The 22,659-nt window shown below is 47.5% G+C and carries 17 protein-coding genes; 8 read left to right on the top strand and 9 right to left on the bottom strand.

Translation table 11 applies throughout. The features are described from left to right. Positions 1-474: 474 nt before the first annotated feature. The 5 genes from QUB77_RS05310 to QUB77_RS05330 all read right to left on the bottom strand — a co-directional run bounded on the left by QUB77_RS05310 (position 475) and on the right by QUB77_RS05330 (position 7,862). Positions 475-3,285, bottom strand: a complete 2,811-nt coding sequence (locus QUB77_RS05310) for a chloride channel protein (RefSeq protein ID WP_333170724.1) — start codon at positions 3,283-3,285, stop codon at positions 475-477. Positions 3,286-3,433: 148 nt separating this feature from the next. Continuing rightward, positions 3,434-4,144: an HAD family hydrolase gene (locus QUB77_RS05315; RefSeq protein ID WP_333170721.1), complete on the bottom strand. Its 711-nt coding sequence runs from the start codon at positions 4,142-4,144 to the stop codon at positions 3,434-3,436. A 14-nt stretch (positions 4,145-4,158) separates the two neighbouring features. Then, positions 4,159-5,244 (bottom strand): GDSL-type esterase/lipase family protein, encoded by a 1,086-nt coding sequence (locus QUB77_RS05320; RefSeq protein WP_333170719.1) that lies wholly within the window; start codon positions 5,242-5,244, stop codon positions 4,159-4,161. A 27-nt stretch (positions 5,245-5,271) separates the two neighbouring features. After that, positions 5,272-6,567 carry a TldD/PmbA family protein gene (locus QUB77_RS05325; protein WP_333170716.1) on the bottom strand — a complete coding sequence of 432 codons (1,296 nt, stop codon included), beginning with the start codon at positions 6,565-6,567 and terminating at the stop codon, positions 5,272-5,274. Between the two features lie 434 nt (positions 6,568-7,001). After that, entirely contained in the window at positions 7,002-7,862 is an 861-nt protein-coding gene (locus QUB77_RS05330; protein ID WP_333170713.1) for a Tab2/Atab2 family RNA-binding protein, read from the bottom strand. Positions 7,863-8,284: 422 nt separating this feature from the next. Between QUB77_RS05330 and QUB77_RS05335 the strand changes: the two genes are divergently transcribed. Continuing rightward, on the top strand, positions 8,285-11,788 hold the full coding sequence (locus QUB77_RS05335) for a HEAT repeat domain-containing protein (RefSeq protein WP_333170711.1): 3,504 nt from the start codon (positions 8,285-8,287) through the stop codon (positions 11,786-11,788). On the opposite strand, the gene QUB77_RS31675 is transcribed toward QUB77_RS05335, so the two are convergent. After that, positions 11,700-11,951, bottom strand: coding sequence for a catalase (locus QUB77_RS31675; RefSeq protein ID WP_445251720.1), 252 nt, complete (start codon positions 11,949-11,951; stop codon positions 11,700-11,702). The genes QUB77_RS05335 and QUB77_RS31675 overlap by 89 nt on opposite strands. Positions 11,952-12,307: 356 nt before the next feature. On the opposite strand from QUB77_RS31675, the gene QUB77_RS05340 reads away from it, so the two are divergent. The 3 genes from QUB77_RS05340 (at position 12,308) to QUB77_RS05350 (ending at position 15,199) form a co-directional block, all read left to right on the top strand. Then, complete coding sequence (locus QUB77_RS05340) at positions 12,308-13,093, top strand: nucleotidyltransferase domain-containing protein (RefSeq protein WP_333170708.1); 786 nt, start codon at positions 12,308-12,310, stop codon at positions 13,091-13,093. 62 nt (positions 13,094-13,155) lie between these two features. Beyond that, the gene (locus QUB77_RS05345; protein ID WP_333170706.1) at positions 13,156-13,878 is read left to right on the top strand and encodes a pyridoxine 5'-phosphate synthase; all 723 of its coding nucleotides are present in this window, start codon (positions 13,156-13,158) and stop codon (positions 13,876-13,878) included. Between the two features lie 574 nt (positions 13,879-14,452). Next, on the top strand, positions 14,453-15,199 hold the full coding sequence (locus QUB77_RS05350) for a hypothetical protein (RefSeq protein ID WP_333170703.1): 747 nt from the start codon (positions 14,453-14,455) through the stop codon (positions 15,197-15,199). Between the two features lie 91 nt (positions 15,200-15,290). Here QUB77_RS05350 and QUB77_RS05355 read toward each other — a convergent pair whose 3' ends face one another. The 3 genes from QUB77_RS05355 to QUB77_RS05365 all read right to left on the bottom strand — a co-directional run bounded on the left by QUB77_RS05355 (position 15,291) and on the right by QUB77_RS05365 (position 17,685). Next, positions 15,291-16,313 carry a tetratricopeptide repeat protein gene (locus QUB77_RS05355; RefSeq protein WP_333170701.1) on the bottom strand — a complete coding sequence of 341 codons (1,023 nt, stop codon included), beginning with the start codon at positions 16,311-16,313 and terminating at the stop codon, positions 15,291-15,293. Positions 16,314-16,803: 490 nt separating this feature from the next. After that, positions 16,804-17,166 (bottom strand): hypothetical protein, encoded by a 363-nt coding sequence (locus QUB77_RS05360; protein WP_333170699.1) that lies wholly within the window; start codon positions 17,164-17,166, stop codon positions 16,804-16,806. A 324-nt stretch (positions 17,167-17,490) separates the two neighbouring features. After that, entirely contained in the window at positions 17,491-17,685 is a 195-nt protein-coding gene (locus QUB77_RS05365; protein WP_333170696.1) for a hypothetical protein, read from the bottom strand. Positions 17,686-17,813: 128 nt separating this feature from the next. Here QUB77_RS05365 and deoC point away from each other — a divergent pair, with 128 nt between their 5' ends. From deoC to QUB77_RS05385, 4 genes are all read left to right on the top strand, one after another. Continuing rightward, the gene (deoC, locus tag QUB77_RS05370; RefSeq protein WP_333170693.1) at positions 17,814-18,494 is read left to right on the top strand and encodes a deoxyribose-phosphate aldolase; all 681 of its coding nucleotides are present in this window, start codon (positions 17,814-17,816) and stop codon (positions 18,492-18,494) included. A 220-nt stretch (positions 18,495-18,714) separates the two neighbouring features. Beyond that, positions 18,715-19,590, top strand: a complete 876-nt coding sequence (recO, locus tag QUB77_RS05375) for a DNA repair protein RecO (RefSeq protein ID WP_333170691.1) — start codon at positions 18,715-18,717, stop codon at positions 19,588-19,590. A 231-nt stretch (positions 19,591-19,821) separates the two neighbouring features. Then, on the top strand, positions 19,822-21,393 hold the full coding sequence (locus QUB77_RS05380) for an MFS transporter (protein WP_333170688.1): 1,572 nt from the start codon (positions 19,822-19,824) through the stop codon (positions 21,391-21,393). A gap of 26 nt (positions 21,394-21,419) precedes the next feature. After that, positions 21,420-22,646 carry a glycosyltransferase family 4 protein gene (locus QUB77_RS05385; RefSeq protein ID WP_333170685.1) on the top strand — a complete coding sequence of 409 codons (1,227 nt, stop codon included), beginning with the start codon at positions 21,420-21,422 and terminating at the stop codon, positions 22,644-22,646. The last annotated feature ends 13 nt before the right edge of the window (positions 22,647-22,659 follow it).

Genomic DNA, 22,659 nt, shown 5'->3' on the forward strand with positions numbered 1-22,659 from the left:
TAGTAATAAGTATCATTTGGCACTCCTCTGTAGCTGCCAAGAGTGCATTTTACTGATAATCTTTAAATTAAACTATGTCTAAGGTGCGGTTGCTGCTTTTAAGTTCTTTTGCTGCCGGTTTTGGGCTTTGCTCAATCATTTTGGCGATGTTTACGATGACTTCCCGGCTGTCGTTTACGTCTTTTTTTACATTTGTTTTAACTTTGGTGTTTTTTGGAATTAACCTGCTTTTTGCTTTGCATTATTATACATCAATAACCAAGCAATTGAGTGTTAAAAATAAAAGGAAAGCGAGAATTTAGCGGCTGTGAAGCACAAGCGGAAAAAGGCATGGAGACTTCTTTATGGAATTGGAAGGGAATCAAGGAAAACGCCTCTGCGTTAGGAAAAATATCTAGCTGTAACCCATAATTATTTAAAGTCTAATTATTTAGGAGGTCGGTCTAGAAACAAGACTAAAATGGTATGAATTTGCTAAGAGGCCGATCGCACTAAAATGACTGTACAGTCGCACCCACGCGCCACAGCTTCCGGGATGTTCCCGTGAATCACCTGCTTCAGCAGCCCTTCACGGCTCGCTCCCAAGACGATCGCATCGCACTGATCGTTCTGAGCCAAATCAATTAAAGCATCAGAAACCGATTTAGCGCAAACCGAAGTCGCTATTATCGAACAGCTAACCCTGCGCTTGATAAACTCCGCTGCTTGCTTTAATTCTCCGCGATCTGGTTCTGCAACAGAAGGCTGATGAACCTGACACAATTTAATCTCCGGTACAGCACTCGCAGCCACCAAAGCAGGTAGCAGTCGCAAAGCCGCAGCTTGCTTGTAACCGCCGCGAATTGGCACCAACCAACGGTGTAAACCCATCAGCGTGTGCAGTCCCAATTCTGGCCCTGGAATCTCTGAATTCGGCGGGGCAAATTCAGTCTCAGGAATCGGTGAGGAATCTGAGGCGGCTAATGTGAGATTATCTGCACCATCAACTCCTTTGGCATTAAATTCCCATTCAATAGACGCATATTTCCGCCCGCTAAAAGCGGTGGCAAACTCGTTTTTCTTTCGTGTTGCTAATAATTTTTCGCTCCATTTAACCAAAATCACCTCGCAGCCTGCTTGCCGAATTACGGTATCGACCACATCGCCAAAAATACGTCCTTTTGTGGAAAATTCGCCTTGCCAGCCCATCAAAATCAAATCGATATGTCGCTCCTTTATTGTCTCTAAAATCGCGTTAGGCACGTCATGAGCTACCCGTATTTGGGTGTGTACTGGCAATTTCCAATTGCGTATTATTCGTTCGGCTTGTTGCAGCAGGCGGCGGCTTTTGGTTGTCCGCACTGCGGTTTCTGAGGGAGAACTGTTGCGCGGTACTAAGATGATTTGCAGGCATTCTAATTCGTAATTGCGATCGCGCGCAATCGCCGCCGCCAGCCGCAGCAAAGCGGGTGCTGTTTGGGGATTGGAAAGCGGTACTAATAAGCGGCCGTTTCCGACTTGCGGAGCTCTGGTTTGATAGACAACATAGGAAGGTTCTGGATGCGGGCCCTGGGTTGTTTCTCCGCTGAGGCGATCGGATTCAACTCGGATAATGTCGCTGCGGGTAATAATTCCCACCAAACGCCGCCCTTCTACGACAGGCAAACGGCTGATATTGTAGTTATTGAGCCTATACAATACCTCGCTTAAAGTATCCCTTGCTTTGACTGCGATCGGCCCTACAGTCATAAATTCTTTGAGCAGGGAGTTGCCGGACAAATTGCGCTCTCTGGCATTGGCCAAATCGGTTTGACTGACAATCCCGACTAATTTGCCCTCTTCAACTACTGGAAATCCTCGGTGGTGCGATCGCGAAAATGCCTGCATCACTTCATCGAAAGTCAGCAGACTCGAAAGAGTTTCTACTCGGCGCTGCATCACGTCATCTGCGTGCAAGTCGCTCAAAGTATTGCTGGCAGCTTTTGCCTGCGTCAGTTGAATGCCGTTAAACTCCAAAAGGCGATCGTACAAAGAGCCATTGTCCACCTTTTCTGCGACCAAATAAGCCACTACAGAACAGATCATCAAAGGCAGCACTAATTTGAAATCCGCAGTAATTTCAAACACAATTACTACCGCAGTAATCGGCGCCCTAGAAACCGCGCAAAAAAACGCTCCCATTCCCGCCAAAGCGTAAGTTACCGGCAAACCGATGCCCAGGGAATCTGCCTGCACAATGCCCACCATGTGACCGAGTGCAGAACCGAGAACTAGGGCAGGTGAAAATAATCCTCCCGGAGCTCCAGAAGCAGCGGAAATAATTGTCAGAAAAAAGTGAGCTACAAAAGCAATTAAACTCGTTATGCCACTTGCTTCGCCGGTCAGCATAAACTCCCGTAAACCCGTATTGTCGCGGAAAGTTGCTGGGAGAAAAGCTATTACTGAACCGCAGATTAAACCAGCTAGAGCCATTCGCACGGGCAAAGCTAATTTGAGCGATCGCCTGTTAAATTGCAAGCTAGCCATAATCCCTTTGGTGAACAAAGCTCCCAGCAATCCGGCTAAAACTCCTAACAGTATATAAAACGGGATTTCCTGAGCATCAAAACTGGTTTGGTACGCGCGAAGGTTCAAACTTAAACTATCGCCTCCCAAAAGCTGCGAGACAACTGCACCGATAAATGAAGCGATAATTGCAGTCCCTAAAGTCAATCCCGAAACGTCGTGCAGCAGTTCTTCAACTACAAACAAAACTCCTGCAATGGGAGCATTGAAACCCGCAGCCAATCCAGCAGCAGCACCGCAAGCAATCAATTGTCGGCGGTAGTCTGGAGAAGTGGGCATCAAGTGACCTATCCAGCCAGCCAAAGATGCTCCTATTTGGACAGTTGGGCCTTGCCTGCCTAAAGTTAAACCGGAACCAACGGCTAAAATAGTGGTCAGAAGTTTGGCGACAGCTACTCGCAAATCTAAGGCAAGATTGACGCCGCCGAGAGCAGCTTTGACGTGGGGAATGCCACTGCCTGCAGTTTCGGGAGCCAAACGCTCAACCAATAAACCTGTCAGCAACCCGCCACATAAACCGACGCACGGCAGTAATATCCAAGCTGGAATTAATGTCGAGGTAGCAACTCGCCAACTGCCGAGCCATCCGACTCCTGATTTGAGCAAAACACCGGCCAGGCCGGCCACTAAGCCGATTAGACAAGCTTCAAAAATAGCGAGGCGTTTCGGTCGTAAAAAAAGTTGAGATTTGATGACCCTGGAAGGTTCCCTAAATTGTTTAGGGATAGTTATGTACGGCATAAATAGCGTAGATGGCCTGAGAATTGTCTGCTCGATCGCACTTTAGCGAAAAATCGTTCGATTTGGCAAAATATAACTAATTTTTAACCGAACGTTCACGCAGAGTAACGCAGATAAACTTTACTAATCTGCGTTACTCTGCGATTATTTACCCAATAACCTCTACTAATGTTTTTAAATTCGGCACTTCCAAGTCTGGCTGGCCTCTAGCCTGCAGTGTCGCCCCAAATCCTGTTTTGTCCTGTCTGCGATTTACCCAAACCGTTGAGATTCCCCTTGATGTGGCTGGTACAATGTGATGATAGATGCTCAGAGCAACCTGCAGGGGTTTGTCAGTAGAAATCCCCATTGTTTCTAGGGCTATTTTAAAGTTGCGAGTTGGCGGTTTGTACGATCGCACTTTTTCCCCAGCAATCAACCAGTCGAATTCAACTTTTAACTGCTGGGTTGTACCAGCAAACAAATCATCGTCAATATAGGAAATAACTGCCAGTTTGTATTTCTGATTTAGTGCTGTTAAAGCGGCCACGGGATCGGGAAATGGTTGCCAATTTTTGAGAGAATCAAGCAAACAATTTATTTCTGTTCTTGATGCTGTTTCTGTGGGTTGAAACTTAATTTCTTGCTCTAACTTTTTAACTATTCCTTGCAAAATATTTCGAGATTTTATATAATTATCATTGTGTTTTTTTAGGGGAAATTCAAAGTCAGCAAAAAGCTCTAAAATTCCGTCATACATGAAATATATTTCCCGATTAGACCGGAAGTGTTTCAATGCGGCTAATATCCCTCTTTCCCCATCTATTAGAGTGCCGTAGCAGTCAAAACTCACTATTTCAAATTGATTAATTTTTAGCATAGTTCACTCCTAGTTTAGGGTTGATATTCCGCAAAAATCTCAATTTTTCCCACAATATTTTGATTGAATTCGCTCAATTCTTCTGCCGGAATCCAATATTCTTGGTGAATCGAACTGCCCACATTTTGTACGGGATATTTTTTTAAGAATTCGGCCGCCACCCGAAAGCGCGTGGCATAGCCGAAATATCCCGATGCTGCATCTCTTGTATTCCAATCTCGCGCGATTTGTATGGCATAGGCTTTGTGAACTACGGGATAAAAAGTAGGCTGAAAGGATAAGCGTGGCGGAAATGCCAGAAAATCGCTTTCTTTAATCAGTTCCATTTCTTTTTTGCCGACGGCTCGAAACAGCGTTACTGTCTCTTGATCTGATACATTGATATTTTTAAACCACGCTTTCCAACCGTCCCAATTGTGAACTATTTTAGCCAATTCAGCGTAACCGGCGGCGCCTGGATGGGAGCCATCGTTTTCGGTAAGTTCTTTTTGCCAAATTTCTGATTTTTGCAGTGGCGTGCAAACATCTAGATAAGGCACTTCTAATTCGCTGCAAACTTGGGAAAAATGTTCAGATAAGTTGGCAATCCGGCTTGTGCGATCGGCATCAATAACTGGCGGTGGCCCTACCATTAATACTGGAAATACATTTTTGGCTGACGTGAGAATAGAGCGGGTATTTTCAATTGATTTGTCAAATTCTATGCGAATTTTTTCGTTTTCTAGGTAAGTGTCGTTGACGCCAAAGGAAAATACTATTCTGCCGTCGGTGTAGTGAGGTAAGCGGGCAGAAATTTCATTGAACCAACGAGTTTCTATATCGGCACTGGTTTCTCCCCTTATTCCTAAATTGTAGTAGGTAATATCGTGTCCTTGTCCGCAAGCGCCAGCGCAAATCCGTCCTGTCCAACCGAGACATTTTGGATCGCAAGTACCGTTTACAAAAGAATCGCCGATAAAACAAATACGCATATTATGTGTGGGAAGTGAGAATTGGTGACTGTTGACTGCTGGCTGTTGGCTGTTGACTGTTGGCTGTTGACTGTTGGCTGTTGACTGTTGACTGATGATTGATGGCTGATGACTACTAACAACTAACAACGGCCAACTGCCAACGGCCAACTGACTTTAATTCTTGCCGATGACGGACAATCCCTCTACAATTACAGACGGTGTGTGGCAAGAACCATTCCACTCAGAGTCTCCTCCCAATTCTACTAATTGTTTGAGGACGCTGTAGACGTTGCCAGCTACCATTGTGTCTTTGATTCTGCCGACTATTTGACCTTTTTTGACTCGGTAGCCGAGATCGACATTAATTGAAAAATCGCCGGAAATTCCGGCACTGCCGCCAAGCATTTGATCGACTACAATTCCGTCGTCTAATTGAGCGATTAAATCGATTAGGGAAAGCGAACCTGGTTTAATCAAAACATTGAACAAACTCGGCGTCGGATAGCTGCCCAAACCCGGGCGAAATCCGTTGCCGGTGGTGCCGCTGCCCAAGGCTCGACCGGTGGTGCGATCGGTATAAAATAGCTGCAACACTCCGCTGTTGATAAAGACGATCGCCCGAGTGGGAGTACCTTCGTCGTCAAAGGGACAGCTATAGGGCCCGATATCCGGCTGCTGCGAGAGGGTGACAAGCGCCGATGTCACTTGTTGGCCTAATCGATCGTTCCAAGGCGAAGCGCCTTCGAGTACCTGTTTGCCGTTCAACGCCGCACACACAGTCCCCCACAACAAGTCGGCGGCTTTGGCTGTAAATAGGACTGGCACGCGGCCCGTGGGAGGGGCTACATTGTCTTTCGCCCATTCTAAACGCTGCAAAACCCGCTTGGCGCTGGTGTTTAAGTCGAGGGTGCCGCGTTCGGTTTCGCCTTCCCAAATGTTGAGGAAATCTTCGCCCCGCACTAATTCTGCTGATAAGTAACCGCTGAGGGTGGTGTCGGTGTGACTGGAATCCAAGCCTAGTGTGTTCAGCAAGCGGGTGCTCTCGATTTCGCAGTCGAGTTCGGCGGTGCAGAGGCTTTCTGGATAGGCTTCCCGGACGATCGCGATCGCCTCTTTGCCCCAGTTTACTAGCTGTTCGGCCGGCACCGACACTCCGCGATCGGGATAAACAACTTTCTCACCGGTGCCGAGTTCGATGGTTTCCGGTTCGTTAAGTTGCGAAAGCGCGATCGCCCTGTCCACCAAAATTTGCGGTTCCACCGGCCCGTAGGCCACCGCCAAACCCGGCCGCCCGTCCCGCCACAGCCGCAGGGCAATGCCTTCTGCTTGGGCGGTTTCTAGCTGTTTGAGGCGGTTTGCTTCAAAAAAGACCGGCCGCGAGAGCGATTGCGATTCCAATACCTCAGCAGCTTCTGCACCTGCTTTGGTGGCTAGTTCTAGCAGTTGTTCTGCTGATTGGTCATGGGTCATTGTTCTCGGTGGTTGCTAATGGGCGATTCGATTTTCGATTTTCGATTTTCGATTTTCGATTAAAGAATTGGCAAGGACTTACTGGATATGGCTTGGGAGCACGGGCCTACATTTAGATTCTTTGGGGAAACTGGTGGAAGGCGCGATCGCAATATTGTACGCATTTGTGATTGTTTGCATCTTGCCAACCGCTTAGCGTCGATTTTAGCTTTTAGATTTACTCCACAGATGAATCTGAGAACTTGAACTAGAATCTAAAATTTTCATATCTCCATTACAGGAGTACGTGGGACGCTATCTGTTTTTGGCTGCGGTCAGAAACCGACTTTTTTGCTGCGGTTCAGATCTAAAAGCCGAGATTTTTTCTGAAAAAACCCGGTTGCTTAAATCTGATGGAGAATGCTGCCCGATATCAGTTATTGCTAAGCTATTAACTAAATAGTTAGTTCGTGCAGCAGCCAAAATCCTGCAAAAGATTCCGATTCTGGATTCGACTGAATTGCTAAGAAATGTACTTTTTTTGCTTGCTTTTTAGCTTCTTCAAATCCTTTCGCTTCTCTCTCAGTTGCTGCGTCTCTGAGATTAGCTAAAATCCAGCGATCGTTAGCTCCGGTATCTAATACCAGCCTAGCAGGTGGGCCGCTCTCAAATTTCAGAAAAGCCAACTCCAACCCCGACATCCAACCTGCCAAAGCTGTTGCTCTCGACGAGTAGATAATTAGTCCCGGAATTTGCGTTTCTGGGGCGAGGCGTGTCATCGGCAGTCCGAAAGCTTCGCCAAATCCGATATCCCACTCGGACATTTCGTCAAAAGCTGCGATCGGCAAACTCACAAACCTCCATTTTTCGCCGATTAAAGCATCCGGCAGCGCAACTGGCGTTTCGGGTATAAATTGAACGCTAGGGTTCACAACCGGTTGATAGCCCGGTTCGGCGGGATAAACGTTTTGCATCCGTTCTTCCAGCCACAGGCTGAGGGCGAGGGTGCGGCGGCTGCAGGCGGCGGGAATGTCCAAATCCTCACAGGCTTTGGTAATCATGTTCCCCATTTGGCGGCGGAAAAAGCGGATTTTTTCAGGTCGTTTGGGTGCTGCGGCGATCGCATCTTTAATGGCGCCAGCCAGCCACAGGGAATTCACGGTAGAACTAGAGCACAATTGCGAGTAGCGAAACAGAGATTCGGCATTGTCGCCTACATTCAGCGGGCTTTCGCAGATCAACACTTCCCATTTTTTTTTCTCTCGCTCGTCTAGGATTGGACGGCTGTAAAAGTCGAGTTCCCAAATAGTAGCCATGCCGCGCTGTTAAAAATTAATCCTTTCTCATGTTACCGGACAGCGGGCAAGTTTCTGATTCTGACAATATAAGGCTGATTTTCAATCGCGGGCGATCGCATTAACCTAAATCTGGGTCGGTCAAACCCTTGCCGCTCAAAATTGTCAGTGCAATGCTTGGCACTCGTTGGTTAGTATATGGTTGATAGAACTGCTTAATAAATATCGGCAGTAGTTAAGTTTAGTAAATCTCATCATGCACAATAATTAAAATATCCCGATAACTGTTGTCAAAAGAGTCGGTATCAAATATAGAGCCTTACATAAAGCTGCCCGTCATACTGCATCTTAGCCGGAGTAGTTCCTAAATCAATATTTTTTGCCTGCTGTGATAATTCTTGTGCCAGAGTGGCGATCGTCGATGACGTAAACAGGAAAAACCTATGATATCGGCTGAATCTCTGATTGATGCTCTCAAAAACTCGGATTTGGAATTGTGCCACAGTGCGGCTAGAGCTTTGGGTATTGAATCTCTGATTGACACCCTCAGACACCCAGACTCGGAAGTGCGCCAGAGTAGTGCCATTGTTTTGGGTGAACTGGGTGACAAGCAAGCGGTTGCACCCCTGATCCAAGCTCTCAACGACTCAGTGACAGGAGTCCGCCAGTACGCCGCCTCCGCTTTAGGTCAACTGAGTGACAAGCAAGCGGTTGAACCCCTGATTCGCGCCCTCAAAGATGAGCGTACTGCGGTACAGGGTACGGCTGCCCGGATTTTGGGTGAGATGGGTGACGCACGAGCTATCGACCCACTAATCAATCTATTTAGCGATGATGAGTGGGGGCTGCGTCGGACAGCTACGGAGGCTTTAGTTAAGCTTGGTGAACTGGGATTATCACCGTTGCTCAACGCGCTCGCCGATGAGAATAAATGGGTGCGGTTTCAGGCCGTAGAGACGTTGGGCAAGTTAGGCGACGCACGAGCCACCCTGCCACTGATCGAGGCACTCAAGGACTTTGACTTTGATGTTCGTAGGAGTGCTGCCCAAGCTTTGGGTGAGCTTGGGGATAAGCGGGCGAGTGAACCGCTGATAGAAGCTCTCAAAGATAATGATGCTGAGGTGCGCCGACTAGCTGCGTTTTCCTTGGGTAAGGTTGGGCACACCGACAACACACGGGCAGTAGAGTCTCTGATTAATGCCCTCAAGGATACGAACCGTTATATTCGCTGTAGTGTCACTGTTGCGTTAGGTTATCTAGGTAATCGGCAGGCAGTTGAGCCACTGATCGATGCTCTTAAAGATGGCGATGACAACGTGCGTAGTAATGCCGCTACCGCTTTGGGTGAGCTACGTGATGTGCGGGCAGTTGAACCTCTGGGCCTCGCCCTGAGCGATCCGTCTATGTCGGTACGCTGTTGTGCTGCCAAAGCTTTGGGTCAGTTGGGGGATTTGAGAGCTATTGACTTGCTGATTAACGCGCTCAATGACTCGGAGTGGCAGATGCAAAAAGCTGCAACCCTCGCCTTGGGTGAGTTGGGCGGCTTGTCGGCGGTTGAACCACTAATAAATAAATTAAAAGATTGGAAAGGCAATGGATCTGTGCCAGAACCTACCATTACTGCTTTAGTCAAACTGGGTGAGCTTGCGGTATTACCGTTGATTGAAGTCCTCATGAATGCCTCGCTTTCGGTATGGGTACGCAAGGCAGTCGTCACAATTTTAGCGGCTGTGGGGGATGTGCGGGCGGTAAAACCCCTAATCCAAGTGCTTAAAGATGAGGACGACCGTGTGCGTGCCGGAGATAGGTACAACTGGGTGCGTGCCGAAGCCGCCCTAGCTCTGGGTCAATTAGGTGATGTGCGAGCCATTGAACCCCTAATTGAAGTGCTTAAAGACTCTGATGAGAGTGTCCGCTCAAAAGCAGTTGGAGCCTTGAGCAATTTTAGCCACTCGCCTGTGGTTGAACTGTTTATTCAGATGCTTGAGGGCAGGCGTTGGAGCGCAGAAATGCTCCCGAATATAGCCCGATTTTTGGGCAAAATGGGCGATAAGCAAGCTATTGATCCACTAATAAAATCACTCAACTATTCAAATGAATTTAGGTGTGGCTTTGCCATCGGCAACGATGAAATGGAAAATGGCGGCTACGTGCCAATGTTTGCGGGACTGAAGGTTGAGGAGCCTCGTCTGGCTGTTGTCGAGGCTTTGAACCAGTTAACGGGCAGCAGTGCCGTTGAGTTACTGTTCAACATCCTCCGACAGCCAAATCATCCTCTACGCCCGGATGCTGCTAAAGCACTGGGCAACTTGGGCGAACTGTCGCAATTGCGATTGATTAATGCACTTCAGGATGAAGATAGTTTTGTGCGACAAAGTGCGGCTAAGGCTTTGGGCAACATTGGGGATAAACAGGCAGTTCCAGCGCTGATTGAAGCGCTCGATGACGAAGATGACAAAGTGCGTTTGAGTGCGATCGAGTCTTTGCGCTGGATTGACAACAAAAAAGCGGTTGAACCTCTGATGCTTCAGCTTAGAGATTCTAATTGGCAAGTGCGCGAAGCTGCCATCAGAGCCTTAAGTCGGCTGCGAGACGATCGGGCTATGAAACCGCTCACCGATATGCTCAAAGATGAAAATAGCGAGGTACGCGAGCAAGCTCTTTATGCTTTAGGCAAGTTTGAGGGCCACCAAGATGTTGAACTGATAATCGAGTTGCTTAAAGATAGTGATTGCAAAGTGCGTCAGCAAACAGCCTATATGTTGGGTCAGGTGGAGGACGTGCGGGCAGTTGAACCGCTGATATCGGCGCTGCTAAATGACTCTGACTTGTTTGTGCGTAAGTTGGCTGCGATATCTTTAGAGCAGATTGGTGACAAGCGGGCAATTGAACCACTGCTCGAGGTTTTTAAACAAGAGGACGAAGATAGCGAGCTGCGTTCTACGGTTGCCTGGGTTTTAGGTAAGATTGGCGATCGGCGGATAGTTGAACCGTTTATCGATGGTATTGGGAATTCAAAGAGCAACATCTACTCTGCTGTTAGTGCAATACTTCGGACTGTTTTTAATTTTTTTAGACGACCGAATAAGGGTTTGAGGCAAGTCAGGACTTACGAAACATCAACTATTCAAGTCTCTTTTCCCCACGGAAGTGTCCGAACTCTTGTTACAGAGGCTTTGGGTGAGTTAGGCGATCCCCGTGCCGTCGAACCGCTGATCCAATTGCTTGAGGAGGGGCTTTTTGAGGAGCGTCAGCAGGCGGCTAGGGCTTTGGCAAAAATTGGGGACGTGCGAGCCGTAGAGCCCCTGCTCCAAGCTCTGAAACAGCCTTGGCCGAGTCCCCGTTTAGAGGCGACCCAGGCTTTAGAAAAGTTTGCTGATGTACGGGCGGTGGAGCCGCTGATTGAAACGCTTAAAGATGAGCATGAAGAAGTGCGATACGCAGCGGTTAAAGCTTTGGGAATAATTGGCGATCGCCGATCGCTTTTACCGTTGCTTGATGCCCTCTCTGATAGTAGTTGCCTGGTACGTGTTTACGCTGTGGAGGCTTTAGGTAATCTCGGCGATCTCAGTGCAGTCGAGCCGCTCATTCCGCTGCTTAAAGATAAAACTTGGCGAATAGACAGAATTGCTGCTAAGGCTTTGGGCAATCTTGGAGATGCACGGGCTGTCGGGCCGCTAATCGAAACCTTCCAGGATAGACATGACGACAATGATGCTGCCCTTGAGTCTTTGGTGAAGCTGGGCGAGCCTGCCTTAGTGTCCCTGTTTGAGGTCCTCAAGGATCAGAATCAAAACGTGCGGCGGAAAGCTGTTGAAGCTTTGAACAAGTTTGGGGATGCACGGGCGATCGCACCGCTCACTTCTGTACTAAAAGATCGAGACCCAAACATAGGTTATGCGGCTCGCAACGCGATCGAGAGCATCCGCAACCGGAATCTTCTTTAAGCTCACAAACCATTGTTGGGGTTAAAGTTGCACGCTCTTGGGCTTGAGCAAAGCAGTTGTCGGGATTGCGATTGGGCACCATTTTGCCGATCGCCGCCACTGGAACAAGTTCTTCAGGAATGATTTTATTTGTAGCCCCATGCAAGCTGTTATTGATACCCACGGCTTAAACAATCATCAATAAATCCGAGATGACTACTGCAAAATTGCTAAACTATAAAACAGAAAGCAAATTCTATGTATCAGTCCTCTTTGAGGGACACAACGAATAGCAGTTATTGCTGCTCGCCGCTTGTGCTGCGGATTTTATCAATAAATAATTCAGGGATCAAGAGTCAGAATTCATGCTGACTTCTGAAGGAGAAGAAAGAATTCAGTAGTAATTATAATTCCTGAATTATTGTTCGTTAATATGACTCCTCAATTATGACTTTTAAATTGTTATTCAATTGCGCTTTGCTTTAAACGGCATTTACAGAATTGACCTTACAAACACCACCCAAAGTATAGCTTTATTCTATGAGACAAATCATTCTCGAAAAGATTGTTTCTACCTTACAACCTTTAGATTTTGTTCTCGGTTTGTGGCAAGGAGGTTCAGCAGCCCACGGATACACCGACGAGTGGTCTGACCTCGATATTGCTGTTGTAGTTGAAGATAACTGCGTGGAAGAAACATTTAAGATTGTGGAAAAAGCGCTCGCAGAACTTGGCGAAATCGAACTCAAATATCGAGTTCCCGAACCAGCTTGGCACGGTCAGTCGCAGTGCTTCTGGCGGCTCAAAGAAACCCCGCCGTTTTTGCTAATTGATTTTGCCGTTTTCCGGCGCAGCAACCGCAACGATTTTCTGGAAGTAGAGAGACACGGGAAAGTGCCCATCGCCTTTGACAAAGCTAATCTAATTGTACCGCCTCCTTTGGATACAAACAAGCATTTATCCCAAATGCAAACTCGATTCAACGAAATAAAAATCCGTTTCGATTTGCTGCAACCTCTGGTAAAAAAAGAGATTTATCGGGGACATTTAGTAGATGCGAGCGGCAACTATCACAATTGGACGCTTCTACCCTTAGTCGAACTGCTGGGCATGATTTACCGTCCGCACAGATACGACTTTGAACTAAAATATTTCACGCGAGACTTTCCGCCCGAAATAGTCGATCGCGTCGCACCGCTTTTCTGCATTGCCAACCTTGAAGATTTGGCAGACAAACAGCAAATAGCTGAGGCTTTTTTTGCAGAAATTTTACCGCTTGCAGAAGCTAATTTTTACTTTGATAACACCCCAACACTACCGCAGTAGGCTCAAAGTTTCGTCCCGAAAACGATTAATATAGTAGCATCAACCTTAAAGATTAACATCCCATGACTAAACTCAGCGTTAACATCAACAGAATCGCCCTCCTCAGAAACTCTCGAAATATCGGCATCCCCAGCGTTACTGAAGCCGCAAAAACAGTAATTGCCGCCGGAGCCCACGGCGTTACAGTCCATCCCCGCCCCGACGAAAGGCACATCAAAGCTGCGGATGTTTACGAATTAGCTAAAATGCTAACCGTCGAGTTCAACATCGAAGGAAATCCGTTTCAGCCGCCATTTATGGATATAGTTTGCGACGTAAAACCGGCTCAGTGTACCTTGGTGCCGGACGCTCCCGACGTGCTAACATCGGATAGCGGTTGGAATATTCCCGAAAATCGCGATCGGCTCCTACCAATCATTGAAAAATTAAAAGACAATGGCATCAGAGTCAGCTTGTTTATGGACGCAGATGCTGCTCTCATGCCACTAGCAAAAGAAGTTGGAGCAGACCGAGTAGAACTGTACACAGAACCCTACGCGACGGCTTTTCGCGAAGGTAGAGTAGAATTTGTTTTTCAACAATATGTCTTAGCAGCTCAAGCAGCTCAATCAGCAGGTTTAGGGGTGAATGCTGGACATGATTTAAATTTGCAAAATTTAGCTAAATTTTGCTCTATTCCTGATATACTCGAAGTATCAATTGGTCATGCTTTAATTGCAGAAGCGCTAGAAATGGGTTTGTACAACACAGTACAAGCTTATCTAAAAATCCTGGCAGGTTCGTAGTACAAAATAACCTCGTGTGGTAGGGCGGATTTTGCCGTAATTAAACTCGTTTTTATCAGAGATTATAACTAAATCCGCCTACTAACATAAAGTATCAAAACTTACGTAAAAAAGGGTTTGACACGCTACAAATATTGTAATGTGGGGCTCGCAGCGCCATAGATAATTAGGCGATCGTCAAAAATAAAGTAAAACTAGAGGCTGTCACCCTGTGGGGGTGCTAGCCGCTTTCTAGTAGCAAGGCAGAGCCTGAATCCCAGACACCGCGTTTTTTGGGGGGGGCATTTCTTTAGCAACCTCCTCGGAAAAAGCTTTAATTTTTCTCCACTAAATTACTAATATTCTTTGATGATATTATGCGTAAGGAGTATCATTAAAATGTCCCGACACACTGAGGCTACTACTTAGCTCCCGCGCTGGCAACTTGCTACCTGCAGGTTTTGTGCAAGTACGGGATATTTACGTGTATCCAATATCCTCCTGTAGCCTCTGTGCGATCGCCAGATTTAATCCGGTGAAAACAGGCAAACACAAGTAACCATATACAATTCCTTACCCCCCTCGGAAGTGCGACATGAAAAAACTAATTTTACTGACTGGAATGCTACTCATGATGACGGCAAAATCAGTATTTGCCAGCCCAGTAGCCCCCAAAATTGCGCCGAGCGAGCTGATGGCTGCCTCGGAAATTACAGAAACCCTTAACAAACCCGTTACCTCTGAATCAGTTTCCAACCTCGAACCGATCGAACGAATGTCAACCTCGGAAATCCGAGAAACCATCAACCAACCCACCACCTATATTTTTGAAGGCATCAAAGGGCGAGAACTCACTCTCTCCCTGTGGGCGGGACAACTGACAGCCGAACTGTACAGTCCCAATGGTGAAAATATGGGGGTTATTGAAAAATCAGATAATCAGTGGATTGGCCAGTTGCCAGAGTCAGGCATCTACCGCGTGCGAGTTACCCCGAAAGGTGAAACCACCAGCTTTGTACTCGGACGCGATTTTAACGCTAAGTGGACTTATAGGCCCGATCGCGCAATTCCCATAGCATTCAAGGAAAAACAAGCCACAGTCAAACTCAAAATGTCCGGCTACCAAATCCAGCCCATCACGCTTCAAGGCAAGCAGGGACAGACAATTAGGGTGACAGCTAGCAACAAAAATCTAGATCTGGCGATCGAATCTCCGTCGGGGCAACTTCTGGATCAAGGCGAAGGTCAAACTTTTGCTCAACTACCCGAATCCGGAACTTACCGTGTGATCGTAGTTGCCAAGAGGCCGGTCAAGCCCTCAATCCGAGTTTCTGTGCAATAGCAAAGATTGCAGAAATACTCTTGAGGGCGATCGAATTTGCGCCACAAAAAAAAATAGCTCGCCCCATTGGCGAGCTATTTTTTGTGTAAAATCAACCTTGGATCAGCGCTTCAAAACGTTCTTGTTTCCAAATGCAGCTTAAATCAGAGTCAGCTAAAGCTAGCTCTCGGTATAAATTAGGGATCAACTCAACAGCCCGCTGCAAATTGTCAAGGGCCAAATCAGCAAATCCGAGTAGCGCATAACAGCAAGCTTTATTGTAAAAAGCGTTAGCAAAATCAGGATTTATTTCTAAGACTGTTTCGTAGCAAGCAATCGCCTCCGAGTAGCAGCCTTTTCGTGCCAATTCCACACCCCGGTTGTACCAAATCAAATAATCTTCAAAGGCACGCTCAGATGTGGGAGTAAACTTGGCATTTCTCTGATTTAAACCTATTAATTTCTCCAAAGCAACTCTCCGTTCGCCCACAGCTTCGGCTCTGCCCGGTTGTAGAGCGATCGATCGGCTAAAACTAGCCACTGCTTGTTTGTAAAGTCCCATTGAGTTGGCAGCTATACCGCGATTGTACCAAGCCTTTGCGTCGTCTGGGTTAAACTCGATCGCCCGGTCAAAACTGTTGAGCGCCTGATAGTAAAGCTTGAGTTCCAACAAGGCATTACCTCGGTTGTACCACGCCCAAGCAGCCTCCGGGTGCAAATTTAAAGAGCGATCGAAACTCCGAACCGCCTTCTCATACAGCCCCATATCGATCAGCGTCAGTCCCCGGTTGTGCCAAATACTCGCCGCACACGGACTGAACTCCAGAGCCCGGTCAAAACTGTTGAGAGCCTCCAACCAGCGGCCCAACTTTCCTAAAGCAATAGCCCGGTTGTGCCAGCCAAAGCTCGCATTCGGCTCCACCGCCAAGGCTTCATCAAAACTCTTCAGCGCCTCTAAGTGCCGTTCTAATTTCCCTAGAGCCATACCTCGGCCGAACCAAGCCTTATAATGATCTGATTGCAACTTCAAAGCTCTGTTAAAGTTCGCCAGAGCACCATGATCATCGTTAGCTTCGAGGTGGCGCGAACCCAGATGGTAATACCAAGCCGCTTCCAAGTTTTGAATTAAGTTCATAATATTTCGTATCTATCTTAAGGATGATTCTACATGAAATCCTACTGGGAGTAAAACTGTAATTCCACTAAAAATCTGAAAAATTTGATACAGGCTGATCGCCCGTACACACAGCCAGTAACAACCTCAACAATTTGCTGTCGAAACTAACTATTTTCCTCTAGTAAAAAGCTCTTTTAGCTAACCGCACTCATCGTTTTGTAGAGCTGATGCGAATCTTAACTCTGCGTCAATTACGCAACTCTTACCAAAAAAAATTGGTTTAAAGCCCCAAGCCTTGTAGGGAGAAATTAAAAGAAGACTATTCATTACTCCAATCCTATTCCTTCCAGGTAGAGGTCGCCCCGCGGTCAACTGTCAACTGTCAACTGTCAACTGTCAACTGAACGCATCCCGAATTAGGTTTGCAGTTACACAAAGAGTCCTAGGGCGCCCCAAGTCTAACTGCAAATCTCATAGTGCTAATAGATCGAACTTCTGCTTGCCCTATTCAAGCAACCACAACCGCTGTTTTAGCATTCTCACTCAACAGCAACTGGCCTGTTGCATCAATACTAAAATCTTTCCCCAGCAGAAAACCCTTGCCCATCAACCGCTGGCAAACAACCAGCGCAGTAATCCGGCGAATTTCTTCCATCACGTCAGCAGGAATCAAATAACTCAAACTCCAAAGCACGGACTCGCAGTCATACCAAATCAAACGCTCAATACTGACAATCATCAAAGCAGCTACACTGTCAACAGACAGCCGCCCTCTGAGATCGGCAATCAAATCCTTACCAATTAAGCTATTGCGAGTCATCATCGCTCTAGCCATCTTCCCAATTTCTTGTTCGAGTTCTAAATGATTCATGCTTGGCACTGGCTTTTATGTTTTTAAAGCACTACTAAAAGTAAAAACAGTAGACGCTACCAGGCTCTGCCATAGCGTAGCTGACGCAGGCTCTACCGCAACTCTTTTAACAAAGTATACCTAAAGAAAGATCAAAAATGTATCTAAAGGGAGATACCAAAATATTATTTTTTTGATATAAATTGTTCAACCAATTCCCACAAGAGTTTTTACCAGCAGCAAATTGAGTATTTATACTTGCTATGGCCCGGAGTAAAGTCGATCGATTTTAGATTTTAGATTTTAGATTTTAGATTGGGGAGCATCTCATATTTGTAAAAACACTTATTCTGGCTCCTTCCTTCTTCCTCCTGACTCCTGACTTCTTCCTCCTGACTCCTGACTCCTGACTTCTTCCTCCTGACTCCTGACTCCTGACTTCTTCCTCCTGACTCCTGACTCCTGACTCCTGACTCCTGACTCCTGACTCCTGACTCCTGACTCCTGACTCCTGACTCCTGGCTTGGCTGCAAAAGTCAATCGATTCGAGAATTGGAGAAAGCAAGCTCACGGAGGAAAGCGGGGGGTTGTACTCTGGCTGCTTTCAGTCGAAGATTGGTAAATTCGCTACATAATAAGGAAGTAGTTACCTCAGAGAGAAAAAAACAATGGCTGCAAACCAGGCAGACATCGATATTGCCCCCTTGATCGACTACGGCCTGATCGACCCCACCGCTACGCCAGAGCAAGTAGAATACTGTTGCCAACAAGCCGAGAGATTTGGGTTTGTCACAGTTTGCGTGTATCCCGCCTACGTCAGACAAGCAGTCGATCTGCTGCACGGCAAACGTCCCAAAGTCTGTACAGTTATAGGTTTTCCCACCGGTGCTTCAACTTCAACGGTGAAAATTTACGAAGCTCTAGAAGCAGCAGATAATGGAGCCGTAGAGTTAGATGTCTCCGTTAACTTAGGATTGTTGAAAGCTGGAAGAATCGACGAATTCCACCGGGAATTAGCCCAAATTTGCGAAGAAACTAATCTCACCATTAAAGCAATTATCGAAAGTTCGCTGCTTTCCGATCCCGAAAAAGAATTAGCGGCTGAGATTTGTATGGAAGCTGGTGTCGCTTACATCAAAACCAACACTGGCTTTTTTGGCGCGGCGAAAGTTGACGATGTGCGCCTGCTGAAGGAAGTTACGAAGGGAAGGATTGGGATTAAAGCGGCCGGAGGAATTCGTACTCACGAACAAGCTCTAGATTTGGTAGTAGCTGGTGCTACTCGTTTGGGGACTTCCCGCGGCCCGGAATTAATCCGCCAGCGAGATAATTTAGATAAAAGTCATTAGACAGTTGACAGTTGTCATTAACTGGTTCCAAGGCTCTGCCTGGGAATCGATATTTAGAGGCTCTGCCTCGGCTGGGATTAGGAGGCAGATCCTCCGGATCTGCGTTACCAGGCAGAGCCTGGTAACGAGTATCTAATAAAAGTTCTGCGTCGCGGACTGTTTTTGCTACTGTCCTTGTAAATCTAAAATCTAAAATCTAAAATCTAAAATCTAAAATCTAGTGAATCGAACTTACAAAGCAACTGGAATTAATCTTAAGAGTGCGCCGATGGGCGAATCCGATCGAGTGCTGACAATTTTGACGCGGGAATTCGGCTTAATTCGAGCCGTAGCACCGGGTGTTCGCAAACAGCGATCGACCATTGGTGGCAGAAGCGAATTATTTGTCGTTAACGAATTGCTAATTGCCAAAGGCCGATCGCTCGACAAAATTACCCAAGCCGACACGGTACAATCCTATCCGGGTTTGAGCCGCAACCTGGGAAAACTCTCCGCCGCGCAATATCTGGCCGAATTGGCGATCGCCAGCGCCCTTTCCGACGAGCCCCAAGAAGAAATCTTTTGGTTGCTGGGCGAACATTTGAGCCGTTTGGAGCGTTTGTCCGATCGCACAGAAATCGAATCCGCCGCCGTGCTGATTGCTCACCTCACCCACGGCATTTTTCACCTGCTAGCCTTAGCCGGCCTCGCGCCCCAAGTCCAAGTCTGCTGCGCCACCAGACACCCGCTCATCCCAAATTTCACCGATCCGAACTGGCAAACCGGGTTTAGTATACCCTCTGGGGGAACCTTCAGCTTGCCGCAGCTAGCTAACCTAGAGGCAGAACTCTCTTCAGAAATCGGTAGCTTGTACAAATCCCCCTCCCGTTCCCGGCAAACAAATGGCAGCAAACACTTGACAAATTTCGAGATTAATGCTAAGGAATTAGCAGCGCTGCAACAGTTGGCTAGTCCAGAACTAGGAGAGGGGATTGCCGATCGAACAACTTGGGTATCAGTAGAAAATATTTTGCGGCAATATGCCCAGTATCATTTAGGTTGCACGATTAGATCGGGAAGCTCGATCGACACCTACCTAGAGAGTTTTGAGTTTTAAATTTTGAGAGTTGATTTAAATAGGTGAACGGGCGATCGTACATCGCACCCCCAACCTGCCGGATACCCGAACCAGCCGGCCATTTCAGGTAAATTCTCAAGGTTGTTGCGACATCAGATAATAGATAGAGATAAAGTTACGAGATTATTAATAAACTTAGGGGTTAACACCTCAATTTCAAATTCCCATCCCCCCAACCTCCACCATCCCAGGCCATCCACCCCAAATCCTATGATGCGACTGTCCGATTCTGATTTGAGAATATCTGTGTTAGCTGTAACCCACCACAAGATGGAAGAACGAGAAAATTTTCCAGATTTTGACTCTTATCCCGTCTCCGCCGATCGACAATGGAGCAACGTCCCAGACCCAGAAATGGATAAATATCCCACAACTCCCGAAACAGAGTCAAGCAACGGCAAAAGCCAACAAGCCGAAGCAATCCCCCCGGTGCCAACACCAGAGCCAGCAGCAGAACTCTCCGAAGCAGTAGCCGAAATTCCCGAACAAGAAACAGGATTTCTGCCAGTGCTCAAAAACCCAAATTTTCTAGCGCTGTGGAGCGGGCAAGTTTTTTCCCAACTAGCAGATAAAGTTTATCTCGTACTGACGATCGCCCTCGTGGCCAGCCGCTTTCAAGCGCCAGATCAAACCATCAGCAGGTGGGTATCGGCAATCATGATCGCCTTTACCATTCCCGCAGTGCTGTTCGGGGCCGCCGCGGGCGTCTATGTCGATCGGTGGTCGAAAAAAGCAGTGCTAGTCGCCACAAACCTCCTGCGGGGAGGCTTTGTTTTAACATTGCCCGTGCTGCTGTGGCTCTCTGACGGGTGGGAACTCGGTCAACTGCCGCTCGGATTCTGCTTGCTACTGCTAGTGACATTCCTCGTTTCGACTCTCACTCAATTTTTCGCCCCAGCAGAACAGTCAGTGATTCCCCTAATTGTGGAACGCCGCCACCTGCTATCGGCAAACTCCCTCTACACCACAACCATGATGGCTTCGGTGATTATTGGCTTTGCAGTCGGAGAACCCTTACTAGCTTTAGCCGACACCCTATTTTCCAACCTCGGCGGCGGACTCGGCATCGGCAAAGAATTAGTAGTAGGCGGAAGTTACGCCTTCGCCGGAGTGCTCTTGCTGTCGATGAAAACAGGCGAAAAAAACGAAGTCGAACACGAACCGCCGCACCCCTTAGCAGATTTGCGAGATGGGCTGCGTTACATCAACGATCAACCGAAAGTCCGCAATGCTTTAATTCAACTAATTATTCTATTTTCCATTTTTGCAGCCTTGGCAGTTCTAGCAGTGCGGCTGGCAGAAATCCTCCCCGGTATGAAAGCATCGCAATTTGGCTTTTTGCTGGCGGCGGTGGGTGTTGGCATGGCTGCTGGGGCGACGACAGTCGGCTATCTCGGCCACAAATTTTCTCACTCCCAACTGAGTTTAATCGGATCTGTTGGCATGGCACTTGCTCTGATGGGCCTTTCTGCATTTACAGACCATTTGTGGCTCTCGGTGCTGTTCATTACCCTGTTGGGTTTATTTGCCTCATTGGTGGGAGTGCCAATGCAGACTACAATTCAAGCAGAAACCCCAGAAGAAATGCGCGGAAAAGTCTTCGGGCTGCAAAACAATGCCACTAATATCGCTTTGAGTTTACCGTTGGCTTTGGCCGGGGTAGCCGAAACATTTCTGGGTTTGCCGACAGTATTTTTGGCTTTAGCAGGATTAGCGATGGCTGGGGGTGTCTTAACCTGGTATATTTTCCGTACCAGTAATAGTAAAGTCGATCGAAGCTAAAAAATAACAAACTCTGACTTACTCGAATGCACATCGCTTGGCTAGGAAAAAAATCACCTTTTTGCGGTAACGTCACTTACTCCAGGGAAGTCACCAACGCACTATTAGACCGGGGATACCAGGTCAGTTTCCTGCACTTTGCCCAAGAAGCGGGCCCGCTGGACAGGAACAATACGGCGTGGAGTATGGCCAATGGTTCGTGGGGCAAGGGAATTGCTCAAACCTCATATACCAATTCGCTCTCGCCCGCTAGTTGCAACGAAGTTTCTTTACCCTGTCACTACAAGTCGCAAATTTATACGATTCCCACTCTCAAGTCCCGCACAGTGCTGATGAAATCTCTGCGGCGGCTCAAACCCGATGTGGTTCACGCTTCCCTGACGCTTTCGCCTCTAGACTTTCTGCTGCCGGAAATTTGTCAAGAATTGAATTTGCCTCTGGTGGCGACTTTTCACCCCCCGTTCGATCGCAAATTGCGGAATTTGACATCGGGAACCCAACACCTGATGTATCAACTGTACGCTCCGTTTTTGGCGAACTACGACTCGACGATCGTATTTTCTTACATTCAGCGAGATATTTTGGTGCGCTTGGGAGTGCCGGAAGAACGGGTGGCAGTGATTCCCAACGGAGTAGACGCGGTGAAGTATTCGCCCGGGCCTTCGGGGTTGAAGTCGGAATTAAAGGCCGATCGAATTTTTGTTTACCAAGGCCGCATTGCCCAGGAGAAAAATGTCGAGGCTTTGCTCAAGGCATGGAAACAGTGCAATTTTGGCCCTGGGAACGTGTTGGCGATCGTAGGCGACGGGCCCCTAGCAGCCTCGCTGCAACTGTTTTACGGGGAAGATGATGGCATTGTGTGGCTCGGATTTGTTGCCGAGGAGGAACGCCGGATCGAAATTCTGCGGGGTGCAGACGTATTTATTTTGCCTTCTTTGGTGGAGGGACTGTCGCTGTCGCTGCTGGAAGCGATGGCCTGCGGTTTGGCTTGTTTGGCAACCGATGCCGGTGCTGACGGCGAGGCCTTGGAGGAAGGCGCGGGGATAGTTTTGAACACTCAGCGGGTACGGAGTCAGTTGCAAACTTTGCTGCCGCTGTTTTGCGATCATCCTGAGTTGGGAATGCTGCTTGGTCAAAAAGCACGCCAACGAGCGATGGAGCGGTACACTCTCAGTCAGAATATTACTGAGTTAGAAAAGCTGTACTCTGAGGTTTTGCAAAAGCAGCGCGTACTAATTCGCGGTTTAGCATGATTCAGCAGGAAGA

Source organism: Microcoleus sp. AT9b-C3 (assembly GCF_036705485.1).
Taxonomy (GTDB): domain Bacteria; phylum Cyanobacteriota; class Cyanobacteriia; order Cyanobacteriales; family Microcoleaceae; genus Microcoleus.

What these genes read in the sequence shown, in the direction of transcription:
- QUB77_RS05310 (WP_333170724.1), bottom strand. Translation starts at nt 3,285, where the DNA reads ATGCCGTACATAACTATCCCTAAACAATTTAGGGAACCTTCCAGGGTC.
- QUB77_RS05315 (WP_333170721.1), bottom strand. Translation starts at nt 4,144, where the DNA reads ATGCTAAAAATTAATCAATTTGAAATAGTGAGTTTTGACTGCTACGGC.
- QUB77_RS05325 (WP_333170716.1), bottom strand. Translation starts at nt 6,567, where the DNA reads ATGACCCATGACCAATCAGCAGAACAACTGCTAGAACTAGCCACCAAA.
- QUB77_RS05330 (WP_333170713.1), bottom strand. Translation starts at nt 7,862, where the DNA reads ATGGCTACTATTTGGGAACTCGACTTTTACAGCCGTCCAATCCTAGAC.
- QUB77_RS05335 (WP_333170711.1), top strand. Translation starts at nt 8,285, where the DNA reads ATGATATCGGCTGAATCTCTGATTGATGCTCTCAAAAACTCGGATTTG.
- QUB77_RS05340 (WP_333170708.1), top strand. Translation starts at nt 12,308, where the DNA reads ATGAGACAAATCATTCTCGAAAAGATTGTTTCTACCTTACAACCTTTA.
- QUB77_RS05345 (WP_333170706.1), top strand. Translation starts at nt 13,156, where the DNA reads ATGACTAAACTCAGCGTTAACATCAACAGAATCGCCCTCCTCAGAAAC.
- QUB77_RS05350 (WP_333170703.1), top strand. Translation starts at nt 14,453, where the DNA reads ATGAAAAAACTAATTTTACTGACTGGAATGCTACTCATGATGACGGCA.
- QUB77_RS05355 (WP_333170701.1), bottom strand. Translation starts at nt 16,313, where the DNA reads ATGAACTTAATTCAAAACTTGGAAGCGGCTTGGTATTACCATCTGGGT.
- QUB77_RS05360 (WP_333170699.1), bottom strand. Translation starts at nt 17,166, where the DNA reads ATGAATCATTTAGAACTCGAACAAGAAATTGGGAAGATGGCTAGAGCG.
- deoC (WP_333170693.1), top strand. Translation starts at nt 17,814, where the DNA reads ATGGCTGCAAACCAGGCAGACATCGATATTGCCCCCTTGATCGACTAC.
- QUB77_RS05380 (WP_333170688.1), top strand. Translation starts at nt 19,822, where the DNA reads ATGATGCGACTGTCCGATTCTGATTTGAGAATATCTGTGTTAGCTGTA.
- QUB77_RS05385 (WP_333170685.1), top strand. Translation starts at nt 21,420, where the DNA reads ATGCACATCGCTTGGCTAGGAAAAAAATCACCTTTTTGCGGTAACGTC.